We start from the raw sequence: 13696 nt of genomic DNA on the forward strand, positions 1-13696 counted from the left end.
TCATCCAAAAAAATCCCAATACAGTTGATGGTATTGGGATTTTTTGTGTCGGTTTAATTAAAACTCATAAGTCAGCGACAAGGCATAGTTACGACCAGGAGCGGTATAACGAGCAAAGCCGTATCCATCTGCATCAACCATGTTATTGACATTGGCGTTGCTAAACATTCTTAGGCTTTCCCAAGGAATGTATTTGACATTGGTCAGATTATAAACACCTGCATTGAGGGTTAATTGTTTATCTTTGCCAAATTTACGGCTGCCATACACATCAACCAAGATGGCGTTTTTGCTACGATTGGCGTGTTTGTAGGTATCGACATATTCAGCATAACCTGTGCGAGTGCGTTCGGTTTTTGTCCAAGCACCGCTTTCATCTTGGGTGTAGCCATCATATGAACAATAATACTCATAACCCACATAAGGGCAATTAACAGTCTTAATGTCATAAGTTGGGGCAACTTCCAGCGTTTTGGTGTCTTTGGCTTTTTTACGCATCAGACCACGCACACGAGTGTGCAACTGCCAATCTTGATTTGGCGACACATAATCTGCCCCTAGGATAAAGCTGCTTGGTGTGGCCGCCAGCGTATTGATTTTAAAAGTGCCATCATGGTCGCTTTCAACAGTCGCACTGTCTTTGGCGATATGATAATCAGCCGTCAGATTGAGCTTGCCATCAAGATTTAGCTTATCAGAAATATCGCTTTTGATGCCCAGTTTAAAGCCATACACTTTGGCTTTGTCCAAATTGGTGGACTGTAAGCAGGTGGCACGACCATTACAACCGCCCGTTTCTCCTTCCCAAAACTTGGTGTGAATGAAGTTCTTGTAATTGGATAGATAGCCAGATGCGGTCAGCGAAGTGTTGGCGGCAGGCTTAAATTCAAATTCAAGTTCTTGGTTGAGCGAGGTTTCTGGTTTTAGGGCGTAATTTGGCACTTCAAGCACGCCTAAACCCTGAAAATTGCGATAAATCTGTGTGCCAGTCGGGGCAAGAAAACCTGTGCCAATCTTATAACGAGTGGTTAGCTTTTCGGGAATGAGCTGATAATTTAGCATACCACTCCAACTGGTGTGGCTAAATTTTGTTTTGTTTAGATGGTCGCCTGCTCGATAAGCATCACAAAATCCACCTAAGGCATTGTTGGTTACGCAGGTCTGATGGATACGAGCATTTTCGTCAGCACCAAAGACATCGTTTTGAAAGTATGGTGTGTATTTAAAGTTATCATAACGAATACCCAGCAAGGCTTGCAAGCGATTACCAAAAGAGATTTGGTCGCTGATGGCAATGTGATGGCTGTTCTTTTTGACATCGACGAACGGGTGGTTTAGATAGTTGAGTGAACCATCTTCTTTTAGGACGCTGGCTGATGTGGTGCGATCAGCCTTGATTGCAGATGCAGTTAAAGACAGACGGTGTTCGCCAGCACGACTCAATTCAAAAGGCGAGCTTTGTAGATTAAGTTGGTATTGGTTGGTTTCGGTTTTGGTAGGGCGATATTCACGATAATCAAAAGTGACCTCATCACCACTCCAAGAGCGGTCATAAATCCAAGTGTCCGCCAAGCCTGTCACATCACTTCTGGTGTAGCCCAAAGTTGCTTCGTGCAGCCAAGCGTTGTCTGGTTGATAGCGGTAATTGATGCCGTAGCTTTCAAGCTCCTCTTTGTCTTTGGCACGGCGTGGATCGACACTGGTGCGACTACCGAAGCTGGCGTTAATATCGGTATTCATGTGCGTGCGTTGTCTTTGATACAGCCCGTGCAATCCCAAGCGATGACGCTCATTAACATGATAATAAAACTTACCAAGCAGGGCATCACGATTAAAAGACATTGGGTTTGGGTACAGCAGTGATTTTAGTCGTCCTGGCATGTCTTCGGCAGAAAAAGTATAACCAACGGACAGTTGGTCGCCATCAAAGCGACGCATGGCGTGGTTTTTGGTTTCATTGCCTTCTTTGTGAGTGTAGGTGAGCAAGGCTTCTACTTGCTCGTTGGCAAAAGCAAGACCTGCACTGATGGATTTTTCACTGTTTTTGCTGGCATAGCCAGTTTTGACATAGCCACCAAAGTTCTCGTGATGATTGATGAGGTCTCTTGGTTCTTTGGTTTGATAAGAGATAGAACCGCCAACTGCACCAGAGCCTGTCAATACGCTATCAGCACCAGCAGCGATACGCACGCCACGCATCATGTCAAGGTCTGGATTAAAACGCCCTTCATACATATAACCATAAGGCGAAAAAATCTCGTTAATCTCAACTTCGGGCAATCCCACGCCATCGATGTTCATCGCCACACGGTTGCCGTCCACACCACGAATGGCAAAGCCTTTATTGCCATAACGACCCACTTCCGCCACATCAACTTCGGTGTGATAACGCACCAAATCGTGAGCGTCTTGGGCATTTTGTTCTGATAATTGTTCTGCGGTTAAGGTGCTTTCGCCAACTTTTTTGTTTAAAGTTTTATTGATGATGATTTTTTGTGTGCCTAAATCGGTTTCTTGAACGCTGGCTGTATCATCAGCGTGAGCATGCAGTGCCATCAATATTGATAGAGTTAGCATTGAATATTTAGCTAAATGTGTGGATTGTGCCATAACGATTCCTTGATAAGTCATCTTTGGTATATTGCTAAAAAGTTACAAAATAGTAAGAATCTTGTTAGATGAGCGGATTATATTATAAAAAATTTTTTATGTAAATAATAATTGCTATCATTTTTGTTTGTTTTCTTATGAGTGTTAGTTTCTTGGTAAAATTGTGATACAATGCCAAATCATTTTTCCAAAATCATCAATCAAGACCAACGCATAATGAACATACAGACACTGTGGCGACATACACCCATCACTTTGATTTTATTGATAATTTTTGTATTATCGGCAGTCATTCAATGGATTTTTGGGGTCAGTATTGACAATCCAAGCAATCGGGATTTGGTGCGTTTTGGGGCAAATTTTTTACCGCTTTCTTTGACCTATGAACCATGGCGACTCATCAGCAGTGGCTTTTTGCACATTGGTATCATTCATCTGTTGTTCAATAGTTTTGCGATGTATTATTTTGGGCAAGCAGGCGAGCTGATTTTTGGTCGATGGCAATTTTTGCTGATATTTTTATGGTCAGTGATTGGTGGTAGTTGTTTGACATTATTGGTGACTTGGTGGCAAATACAGGCAGGCGGGCAAGCGATTGTGAGTGCAGGAGCGTCTGGTGGCATCATGGGGCTTGGTATGGCGATATTGATGGCGGCTTGGCTAAAAACTTGGCAAGCAAGATACATCAGCATCAAACATCTGGCGATGGTGATGGGGCTAAACCTAGTGATGGGATTTGCGGTTGATGGTGTGGATAATGCAGGACATATAGGCGGTCTTTTGGTCGGCGGCTTGCTTGGTGTGGCGTTTGCATTACAACATAAAAAGCACAATGAGCAGCGTGGATTGCCATATTTTTGGGCAGTATCATTGGTGCTGTTGATGGTGTTTACAGGATTTTGGTGGGTGTTGCAAGGCGAGATGATGGTATTGCTATCTTAGTTTATCCATGCAGGTGCTGTGGCTATTGCATTTTTTAATGGGGGTATTAAAAAATTTCAATAACGCTTGGCGTCTTTTTAAAAATAACTTCTGCTATAATGCCTGTCAAGATTTGTCAATCTTTGGATAAAATCTGAACAGATTTATCACATGATTTAGGGCAAGTCATCAGTAATATATTAGCATAACTGCGTCATCAGGGACTAAGAGCCTTTGGCTTGGGATTTCTGGTGGCGTTTTTTATTGGCTTTCTGTGCATAGGGGGTCTTGGTGTGATTACAGAATATTTGGTCGATATTTCTCGGTTGCAGTTTGCTGTTACGGCATTGTTTCATTTTTTATTTGTGCCTTTGACGCTTGGCATGACTTGGCTGTTGGTCATCATGGAGGCGGTTTATCTGACCACAGGTAAGCAGATTTGGAAAGATATGACCCGTTTTTGGGGTAAGTTATTTGGCATCAACTTTGTACTTGGTGTCACAACAGGCATCACGATGGAGTTTCAGTTTGGGACAAACTGGGCGTATTATTCACATTATGTGGGCGATATTTTTGGTGCACCGCTTGCCATTGAGGGATTGATGGCGTTCTTTTTGGAATCAACGATGGTGGGGCTGTTTTTCTTTGGCTGGGATAAGATGTCTCGCTTGCAGCATTTTGTTACGACTGTCTTGATGGCGTTGGGTACAAGTTTGTCAGCCTTGTGGATTTTGGTGGCAAATGGCTGGATGCAAAACCCTGTGGGAGCGGAGTTCAACTACCAAACCATGCGTATGGAGATGGTGAGTTTTGCACAGATTTTCTTTAATCCTGATGCTCAAAATAAATTCGTCCACACAGTATCAGCAGGCTATGTGACAGGTGCATCATTTGTGCTTGGCGTGTCAGCATGGTATCTGCTAAAAAATCGTGATGTGGCGTTTGCCAAACGCAGTTTTCATGTGGCGGCGGCGTTTGGATTTGCAGCGATTTGTAGCACGATTGTTTTGGGTGATGAGTCGGGTTACTCTATCGGACACGCCCAGCAGACCAAATTGGCAGCCATTGAGGCGATGTGGGAAACAGAGCCTGCCCCAGCCAGTTTTAACATTATTGCTGGTATTAACGAACAAGAGCAAAAAAACGACTGGGTGGTGCATATCCCTTATGCGATGGGTATTATCGGTACTCGCTCGCTGGATAAGGAAATTTTGGGCATTCATGACATCAAAAAAATCAATGAAGCTCGTATCAAAAATGGTATGACTGCCGTCAGTCTGCTGGATAAAATGCGTGCAGATAAGGCAGCAGGTATTGAGCCATCAACACAGACGATTGCCCAATTTGAACAAGTCAAAGAGGACTTGGGTTTTGGTTTGTTGCTAAAAAAATACACAGACGATATGAGTCAGGTAACACCGCAAATGATTGCTCAGGCGGTTGATGATAGCATTCCTGGTGTTACGCCAATGTTTTGGACATTTCGTGTGATGGTGGGCATGGGAATGTTGATGCTGACCTTATATGCTTTATGTTTATTCTTTGTGCTAAAAGGCAATTTTGCTCATAAAAAATGGCTTTTAAGATTTGCTCTCATGATGATTCCCGCTCCATGGATTGCCATTGAGGCAGGGTGGTTTGTGGCTGAATATGGTCGTCAGCCATGGACGGTTTATGGGGTGTTACCAACCCATCTGTCGGTATCCAATATTGATGTAAATCAAGTGTTATGGTCTCTGGCGGGTTTTGTGGCATTTTATACGATTTTGTTCATCATTGAGATGACGCTGATGATTAAATATGTGCGTCTAGGCCCAGCCAGTCTTGGCACAGGCAGATATGATGGCGAACAAAAAACCGCACTCATCAATGCAGATGTGAGCAACTAAGGGGCGTTAGATGTTATTTGATTATGAAGTTTTAAAGCTGATTTGGTGGGCTTTGGTCGGAATTTTGTTGGTGGGTTTTGCCATCATGGGTGGGCAGGATATGGGCATTTGCTCGCTGTTGCCATTTGTGGGCAAAGATGACACCGAAAGACGAGTCATCATCAATACCATTGGGGCACATTGGGAAGGTAATCAGGTTTGGTTCATTACCGCAGGTGGGGCGATTTTTGCCGCTTTTCCTTTGATTTATGCCACAGCATTTAGCGGATTTTATTGGGCATTGATGGCGGCATTGTGGGCGATGTTCTTTAAGCCTGTGGGTTTTAAATATCGCAGCATGATAAAAAATGACGCTTGGCGAAATGCGTGGGATTGGCTGCTATTTGTCGGTTCTGTCGTGCCTGCCGTGATTTTTGGTGTGGCATTTGGCAACTTACTGCTTGGTGTGCCGTTTGGGTTTGATGAGTATTTGGTTTCTCGCTATACAGGCAGTTTTTGGGAATTATTAAGTCCGTTTGCTTTATTGTGCGGTTTGGTCAGTTTTTGTATGATTGCCGTGCAGGGCGGTACATTCTTGGCACATCGCACTTTGGACGATATTCAACACAGAGCCATCAAACTAAGTCAGTTGTTTGCCGTATTGTTTGTGGCATTGTTTGTGCTGGCTGGGTTTTGGATAGTCAATCTGGACGGTTATCGTTTGCTGACGGCATTGGACGGTAATGCGATTTTGACACCGCTGGATAAGCAGGTCATGCTGGCAAAGGGTGCTTGGCTGGATAATTATCATGCCACACCACTGTTGTGGATTTTGCCAGTTTTGGGCGTGACTGGGGCGATTTTGACCATGATTTTATTGCAATATCGTCAGACGCTGTTGGCTTTTTTGGCATCAAGTTTGGCGATTTTGGGTACGGTGACGACCGCAGGCGTGGCAATGTTTCCTTTTATGATGCCATCATCTAGCCACCCAAATATGAGTTTGACGCTGTATGATAGTGTATCATCGCACTTAACTTTGATGATTATGTTGTTTGTGGTGGTATTTTTATTGCCTATGGTGGTGACTTATACCAGCTGGGGCTATGCGGTAATGCGTGGTAAAGTGACCAAAGCATACATTCAAGAAAATGAGAAATCACTGTACTAATCATCAAGACATTGGAGAATATGATGTGGTATTTTGCGTGGATATTAGGCTTGGGATTTGCCGTGCTTTTGGCGATTTTGAGTGCGGTTTGGGCGGAGTTTGAAGACGATCGCAATCGTGCTTTTGGTCAAGATGAGCAATCTTAATCATCAATCCTAGAATTGATAAAAACACCCAGACTGATGAGTTTGGGTGTTTTTTTGTAAGAATTGGGCAAGAAAAATAACCAAAAATAATCATTGTTTGGACGATTGTTTTTGATAAAATATGCCATTTGGATAATCAATTAAGAATAATCATCATGAAAAAAACAGCATTGGCTATACTGACCGCCTTAACCATGGCGGGTGGTGTTTATGGTGTGCCAGCACAGGCAACCAGCTTGTCGTCTTTATTTGGACAAAATCCTGCCCAAAAATTTCTGCCTGTCCATCAGGCATTTGGAGTGACTTTGGAGCAGTCTGGCGATGTACTGACTGCACGATTTAAAGTGACGCCAGAGCATTATATTTATAAAGATAAATTATCTCTAAAATTACCTGAGGGCGTATCCGCAGGCGAGTGGCAATTTGACCAAAATGCCAGCTGGGTTGAAGACCCAAGTTTTGGGCGTGTGGCGGTTTTTGAGAAAGATTTTACTGCCAGCATTCGCCTAAATAGCAAACAAAATATCAGCGAGCAGGCATCACTTCGTTGGCAAGGCTGTGCCAAGGCGGGACTGTGTTATCCGCCAGAAAACACCACCGTTGGGCTAAATCTGACCGCTCAATCTGCCAATGCTGCAAGCGACAAAGCCAAAACGGACAAAAAAGCCGTTCAGACAGACAAAGCGGAGAAAGGCACAAAGGCTGATAAAGGTACATCAAGCGATAAAGCAGAAAGCACTGCCACAACCAACCAAGCCAATCAAACCGCTGCACAGGCATCTGGCAAGCAATCATCAAAAGCGGTTGATTTTATCCCTGCCAAGCAAGATGAGCAAGCCGAGCAATCTGCCTCCAAGACAGACAATCAATCAGCCAGCGATGACAAACAGCAGTCATCTGCGGTAGATGCGTCTGAAAATACAAATGCTGATGACGCTTCTACCACCAATCCAAGCGATATAACCAAGCAAACATCAGATGGCACGCCTGTTGCCAATGCGGTTGATATGAATGCGACTGGTGGCTATCCGCTCAATCATGCGTTGCCAGCAATGGAGAGCCATCAGACCAATCCAATCTTGATGGTGGGGTTGTTATTTTTGGCTGGTTTGTTGCTTGCATTCACACCGTGTATCTATCCAATGGTGCCGATTGTTGCCAATATTGTTGCACAAGGCGATAAACAGCAAAGTGCTAAGCGTGGTTTTGCACTATCAGCCGCTTATGGCGTGGGTGTTGCGACCGCTTACGGGGTGCTGGGTGCAGCGATTGCGTGGTTTGGTCAGGCATTGGGTATTGCTGGTTGGTTCCAAAGACCTGCTGTATTGATTGGTGCAGCAGCATTATTTGTGCTATTTGCCCTGATGATGGCAGGCTGGGTGGAGATTCGTTTGCCTGCCAAGATTAGCCACGCCTTGCAGTCAAAATCTCAGGCGGCTGATGATAAGCTGGGCAGTTTGTCGGGCAGTTTTTTAGCAGGTGCTTTATCTGCTTTGGTGGTATCGCCTTGCGTATCAGCACCGATGGCAGGTGCATTGACCGCAGTATCAGTCAGCGGTAATGTGATTTTTGGTTTCTTGGCGTTATTTGCACTAGGGCTTGGCATGTCTGTACCTTTGATGATGATGGGGGCAGCACAGGGCAGATTTATGCCCAAAGCAGGTGCTTGGATGGTCAAGGTTCGAGAATTTGGTGCGTTACTATTGCTGGGTGTGGCACTGCTTTTGGTGGAGCGAGTTTTGCTATCGCCTGCAATGCTTGTGCTGTGGGCGGTATGGTTTGCGGTTGTGGCGATTTGGCTATACAAAATTGGCAAACCGATGTTCAAGCTACTGGCGATTTTGCCAGCAATTTGGGCAGGTTGTTTGCTTTATGGGGCAAGTCAAGGGTCTAGCAATGCATGGCAGCCACTCAAATCTACTGAAAAAACCCAACATCAACAAGCCTATCCTGACATTCATGCTACTTCATTAGCACAGCTTGATGTGGTGCTGGCAAGCCGAGAAAAAGCGCTGGTCGATGTGACCGCTGAGTGGTGTGTCGAATGTCGTATCATGGAGCGAACTTTATTCACCAACCGTCCTGCGGCATTGGCAGACTATCAGGTGGTCAAGCTGGACATCACTGAGACAACAGAAGACAGTCGTGCCATCTTGGCTCGCTATCAGTTGTTTGGACCACCTGCATTGCTGATTTATCAACAAGGCACATTAAAGCAAGTCTTGCTTGGCGAAACCAAACGAGAGGATTTTGAGCAAGCACTTAGCCAGCCTTGATGACCAACAAAAAACCACGCAATATTGGCGTGGTTTTTTTCATGTTGATGATGTGTTTTTGATTCAAAATCAAATGGCTGTATTTTTAAGCAGGGCTGGGAGTGTGTTTTTTTGTGCGTACCTGATGTTAATTTGGGTTGATTGAAATTAATACCCTCATCTTTTTTGGGTGCAAAAGACTGACAATGTTTATCCATCTTAGCATCATTGCCACGAACTGATGATTTTTGTTTTGGTCGGACTGGTTAATAAGCGAAGCGATAAAATATCCCAAGACAGACTTACCATCAAACCAAACCGCCAAAACAATCAATTTTCAATCAGATGAATCTTATCATCATGATTTGTCAGAAGATGATATCCGCCAAAAGATAAGTCAATATATCTGACTTGTATAACAGCCAAAAAATAAACCCCAATGATAGGGGTTTATTGTTGGTGTAACGCCATTATTTTTGGTTGTTGATTTTTTCTTCCCAGAAAGTGGCGTTTTTGATGCCCAGTTTGACGGGGTCAAAAGTATAATTTTTGATGCCAGCTTTTTGTTGGGCTTCGTAGTCTCTTAGGGCGATGATGGCAGGTTTTGCCATAAAGAAAATCACCAAGATACCCACGATATTTAGCCAAGCTGTCAAGCCAACCCCCACATCGCCCATATTCCAGATATAGCCTGCACTATTGACCGCACCATAAGAGACGGCAAACATGAGGATGAGTTTGATGACAAAGCCTGCCAATTTTGAACCTTTGGTCAGGTATGCCATATTTACCTCGGCTATGTAGTAATAAGCCATAATGGTTGTGAATGAGAAGAAGAACACCGCAACCGCCACAAAGATATTACCAAAATTACCAAATAGGCTAGACACTGCCATCTGGGTAAAGGCTGGTGTACTAATGGCAGTGGCAGCATCAACATTTTGGACGATGAATTGACCATCTGGCAGTGTGCCTTGAATGTTGTACATGCCAGTCATCAAAATCATAAAGGCGGTTGCCGAGCAAACAAAGAGTGTATCAATATACACCGAAAAAGCCTGTACGATGCCTTGCTGAGCAGGGTGAGCAACCTCTGCGGCAGCAGCGTGATGAGGACCTGTACCTTGACCTGCTTCATTAGAATAGACACCACGCTTGACACCCCAGCCGATGGCAGCACCCAAACCTGCTTGGGCGGTAAACGCATCGCCAACGATAAGACCGATGACTTCTGGCAGTTTGGTGATGTTAAACAAAATGATGAGTAACGCCATCAAAATATAGCCTAACGCCATGAATGGCACGATAAATTCTGCCACACGAGCGATACGCTTAACACCGCCAAAGATGATGAGACCCAAAATCAAGACAATGGCAAGCGTCATCATCAGGGTGTTCATGCCAACATGACCAAATGAAGTGGCAACCATATTGCCTTCGCCAATCACGCCCGTCACTGCTTTGACCACGCCATTGGCTTGTACACCGGGCAAAAATAGACCGCAAGAAATGACGAACGAAATGGCAACGATAAAGCCATAAAACTTACCAAAAGCACCGCCAAAAAAGCGTTCAAAGTAGTAGGCAGGACCGCCACGATATTGACCATTGTCATTGATTTTGTAGATTTGGGCAAGGGTTGATTCGATGTAAGCGGTCGATGCACCTAAAAATGCCACAACCCACATCCAAAATACCGCACCTGGACCACCAAATCCGATGGCAGCGGCAACACCAGCAATATTACCCATACCAACACGACCTGACACCGAGATGGCAAGTGCTTGAAATGAGCTGATGCCTTCTGGCGAATCATTACGGTCAAACAGCAGACGAATCATTTCCTTAAAATGACGCACCTGCATTAAACGAGTGAGGATTGAATAAAATAAACCAGCAGCCAAGCACAGATAAATCAGTGCAGGGCTCCAAATAATTCCATTAAGTGTATCGATGATACTTTCCATTTGGGTATCTCCGTGATAAGTGTGATAATAACGATAAAATCCATTGTCCGCCACACAAGCGGTATTTCCATGATTGCTGTTGCCCAACCATTGAATAATGATAGACACAAGTTTTTATTCTTGCAATTTGCCACAAAACTGCAACAAAAGCCAGCAAAAATTACAATTTTTTGTAAAAAGTTACAATTTATAGATAATGTTTATTATTTTTTGAATTTGTTCATCGGTTTTTGTATTTTACCCATGCAATGACCGCTTGCCATAAAATGCTTTTTGTCATATTTTGTAATTGATGATTGAAAAAAGAGTATAAATTGAGTATTGTTAAGCGATGGACAATCCTAGTGATTGTGCGTCATGATAAAGTGAAGAATGTGGGAATTAAGATGAAAAAATCAGCATTATTTTTGACATTGTTGGTGGGTAGCTTGACCTTGTCTGGTTGTGGCTATAATACCTTGCAAGCCCAAGACGAACAAACCAACGCTGCATGGTCGGAGGTGGTAAACCAATACCAACGCCGTGCTGACCTTGTACCAAACCTTGTGGCGACGGTTGAGCGATATGCCAAGCATGAGCAGGCGGTATTTACCGAAGTGGCAGACGCTCGCTCCAAAGTGGGCAGTGTGCAAATCACACCTGAGACACTCAACGACCCAAATGCCATGGCTCAGTATCAAGCCGCTCAAAGCCAGATGACCTCAGCGTTATCTCGTTTGATGATGGTGTCAGAACGCTATCCAGAGCTAAAAGCAGATGGCATGTTCCAAGAGTTGCAAGCTCAGCTTGAAGGCACTGAAAACCGTATTACTGTTGCTCGCAATCGCTACATCGAAGATGTCAAAACTTATAATGTGACTGTGCGTCAGTTCCCTACCAACCTAACAGCGATGGTGTTTGGGCTAAGCACTAAGCCAAATTTTAGTGTTGAGAACGAAAAGGCAATCTCAACAGCACCAGCGGTTAATTTTGGCAATCAAGCCTCGCCAGATAGCAAGCCTACCACTCAATCTGGTCAATGATTGACGGATTGTAGATTAAGGCTGTCAAAATGAGACAAGCATTTACTCGATTTGCCAGATACGCCAAAGTGATGCTAGGGTCGGTCGCCCTATCGCTTGTGATGAATGCACAGGCGAGCGGTGTGGCGACTACCGACAATAAGGCTGTTGCCATTGCTCAGCAAAGCGTGTCAGATGGACAAGTTGTGCCACTATCACAAATGATGAGTGAAATGCACGATGATGAAAGAGGCAATCAACAAAAACAGTCCACAGCTCCACCCGCATCACAAGCACCAGCTGTCAGTCATGATAAGCTGATTTTAAATGAGCCTGTGGTTGATGCCGCTAGGATTCTGACCACTCCTCAAAAGCAATATCTTGCCAGTCAGCTACGCACAATTTATGATGATAAATTGGCACAGGCAGCATTGGTCATCATACCCAGCACGAATGGCATGCCAATTTTTGATTATGCCATGCAAATTGCCAATCGCTGGCAGTTGGGTAATGCCGACACCGACAATGGACTATTGATTGTGGTGGCAGTCAATGACCGCAAGGTGCATATCTTGACTGGCTATGGCTTGGAAGGTGTCTTGCCTGATGCGATTGTCAAGCGAATTATTCGTGAACAAATCACGCCATCATTTCGTCAGGGCGATTACGCTCAGGGTCTGTCAGCAGCGATTGCCAGTGTGGACGAACGCCTCAGAGCCGACCCTGTCATTTTACAGCAAGCTGACGCCGCTCAGATGAATGATGCCCAAGACACCAATCAAGATGAGATGGGCGTGGTGGAATTATTCATCATTTCATTGGTTGTTGGCGGTTTGTTGCGAGTGTTTTTTGGTCGCTTGATTGGTTCTGGGGCGGGTGTTTTGGTCTTTGTGGGTAATGCCTTATCTCTAGGTCTTGGCTTGTTTGTCATCATACCTGTTGCTGTTATTTTGTTTTTCCTAATCGCTGCTGGTAGCATGATTGGCATGATGCCAAGCGGTGGCGGGTTTAGCACTGGCGGTGGTGGGTTTGGCGGTGGTCGCTCAGGAGGCGGATTTGGTTCTGGCGGTTTTGGCGGCGGTGGCGGTAGTTTTGGCGGTGGTGGTGCAGGAGGTTCTTGGTAATGCAAACAATCGTATCACAACCAAGTGTGGCAAGATGGTTTCGCCAATGGTGTTTTGTACCAATATTACATCATCGCTGGCTAACCAAAGCCGTCAAAGCTCATCTGACCCAAAAAGTCAGCCAAGCTGAACAGGGGCATCGTGGCGAGATTTGTGTCATCATCGAAAATCATTTGCCCATGACAACCGCCTATCGCCAAGACTGCCGAGAACGGGCGTTGGCATTGTTCGCCAGTCAGCGGGTGTGGGACACTGCTGACAACACAGGCGTGCTGATTTATATGAATTTATGCGAACATGATTTGCAAATCATCGCCGATCGTGGCATCAACCAAAAAATTCAACCAGAACATTGGCAGGCATTGTGCCATCATGCCATTGCTCAGATTCAGGCAAAAAGACCGCAACAAGCCATTGAATACTTGATTGATGAGATTGGTCATTTGTTGCGAGAACATTATCCTGATGATGACTTGCATGGTAATGAACTGCCTGATTCATTGGTGCATTTGCGATGATTTTGGCAAATAAATTCTTGCAAGTATATAGATATTTTGGTAGAATATCGACCTATTTTGTATCCTTGTCGTGTTCGTTATCAAGTGCTATCAAGGGATAGCCACGACACACAGG

The 13696-nt window shown here is 44.6% G+C and carries 10 protein-coding genes; 8 read left to right on the forward strand and 2 right to left on the reverse strand.

Features of this window, described 5'->3' with window-relative positions; translation table 11 throughout:
• Nucleotides 1–57 precede the first annotated feature (57 nt).
• Nucleotides 58–2610, reverse strand: coding sequence for a TonB-dependent hemoglobin/transferrin/lactoferrin family receptor (locus LU297_RS07725; RefSeq protein WP_263075953.1), 2553 nt, complete (start codon nt 2608–2610; stop codon nt 58–60).
• Nucleotides 2611–2781: 171 nt separating this feature from the next.
• On the opposite strand from LU297_RS07725, the gene LU297_RS07730 reads away from it, so the two are divergent.
• The 5 genes from LU297_RS07730 (at nt 2782) to LU297_RS07750 (ending at nt 8992) form a co-directional block, all read left to right on the forward strand.
• Nucleotides 2782–3552, forward strand: coding sequence for a rhomboid family intramembrane serine protease (locus LU297_RS07730; protein ID WP_263075954.1), 771 nt, complete (start codon nt 2782–2784; stop codon nt 3550–3552).
• A 272-nt stretch (nt 3553–3824) separates the two neighbouring features.
• A complete protein-coding gene (locus LU297_RS07735; protein ID WP_263075955.1) occupies nt 3825–5420 on the forward strand; it encodes a cytochrome ubiquinol oxidase subunit I in 1596 nt (531 codons plus the stop codon).
• Between the two features lie 10 nt (nt 5421–5430).
• On the forward strand, nt 5431–6570 hold the full coding sequence (gene cydB / locus LU297_RS07740) for a cytochrome d ubiquinol oxidase subunit II (RefSeq protein ID WP_263075956.1): 1140 nt from the start codon (nt 5431–5433) through the stop codon (nt 6568–6570).
• A 20-nt stretch (nt 6571–6590) separates the two neighbouring features.
• Entirely contained in the window at nt 6591–6716 is a 126-nt protein-coding gene (gene cydX, locus LU297_RS07745) for a cytochrome bd-I oxidase subunit CydX (RefSeq protein WP_432806251.1), read from the forward strand.
• Between the two features lie 155 nt (nt 6717–6871).
• Nucleotides 6872–8992: a cytochrome c biogenesis protein CcdA gene (locus LU297_RS07750; RefSeq protein WP_263075957.1), complete on the forward strand. Its 2121-nt coding sequence runs from the start codon at nt 6872–6874 to the stop codon at nt 8990–8992.
• 449 nt (nt 8993–9441) lie between these two features.
• Here the strand turns inward: LU297_RS07750 and LU297_RS07755 are convergent, their stop codons facing one another.
• Nucleotides 9442–10938: an alanine/glycine:cation symporter family protein gene (locus tag LU297_RS07755; RefSeq protein WP_263077367.1), complete on the reverse strand. Its 1497-nt coding sequence runs from the start codon at nt 10936–10938 to the stop codon at nt 9442–9444.
• A 386-nt stretch (nt 10939–11324) separates the two neighbouring features.
• Between LU297_RS07755 and LU297_RS07760 the strand changes: the two genes are divergently transcribed.
• The 3 genes from LU297_RS07760 to LU297_RS07770 are packed head-to-tail and all read left to right on the forward strand — an operon-like array spanning nt 11325 to nt 13581.
• Entirely contained in the window at nt 11325–11960 is a 636-nt protein-coding gene (locus LU297_RS07760; RefSeq protein WP_263077368.1) for a LemA family protein, read from the forward strand.
• A 29-nt stretch (nt 11961–11989) separates the two neighbouring features.
• Complete coding sequence (locus LU297_RS07765) at nt 11990–13063, forward strand: TPM domain-containing protein (RefSeq protein ID WP_263075958.1); 1074 nt, start codon at nt 11990–11992, stop codon at nt 13061–13063.
• The gene (locus LU297_RS07770; protein ID WP_263075959.1) at nt 13063–13581 is read left to right on the forward strand and encodes a TPM domain-containing protein; all 519 of its coding nucleotides are present in this window, start codon (nt 13063–13065) and stop codon (nt 13579–13581) included. Before LU297_RS07765 ends, LU297_RS07770 begins: the two co-directional genes overlap by 1 nt.
• The last annotated feature ends 115 nt before the right edge of the window (nt 13582–13696 follow it).

It is taken from the genome of Moraxella nasicaprae (assembly GCF_025643275.1).
In the GTDB taxonomy this organism is placed as follows: domain Bacteria; phylum Pseudomonadota; class Gammaproteobacteria; order Pseudomonadales; family Moraxellaceae; genus Moraxella; species Moraxella nasicaprae.

Excerpts from the sequence above, each read along its gene's own strand:
- LU297_RS07755 (WP_263077367.1), bottom strand. The coding sequence starts at position 10,938 with ATGGAAAGTATCATCGATACACTTAATGGAATTATTTGGAGCCCTGCA.
- cydB (WP_263075956.1), top strand. The coding sequence starts at position 5,431 with ATGTTATTTGATTATGAAGTTTTAAAGCTGATTTGGTGGGCTTTGGTC.
- LU297_RS07760 (WP_263077368.1), top strand. The coding sequence starts at position 11,325 with ATGAAAAAATCAGCATTATTTTTGACATTGTTGGTGGGTAGCTTGACC.
- LU297_RS07770 (WP_263075959.1), top strand. The coding sequence starts at position 13,063 with ATGCAAACAATCGTATCACAACCAAGTGTGGCAAGATGGTTTCGCCAA.
- LU297_RS07725 (WP_263075953.1), bottom strand. The coding sequence starts at position 2,610 with ATGGCACAATCCACACATTTAGCTAAATATTCAATGCTAACTCTATCA.
- LU297_RS07765 (WP_263075958.1), top strand. The coding sequence starts at position 11,990 with ATGAGACAAGCATTTACTCGATTTGCCAGATACGCCAAAGTGATGCTA.
- LU297_RS07730 (WP_263075954.1), top strand. The coding sequence starts at position 2,782 with ATGCCAAATCATTTTTCCAAAATCATCAATCAAGACCAACGCATAATG.
- cydX (WP_432806251.1), top strand. The coding sequence starts at position 6,591 with ATGATGTGGTATTTTGCGTGGATATTAGGCTTGGGATTTGCCGTGCTT.
- LU297_RS07750 (WP_263075957.1), top strand. The coding sequence starts at position 6,872 with ATGAAAAAAACAGCATTGGCTATACTGACCGCCTTAACCATGGCGGGT.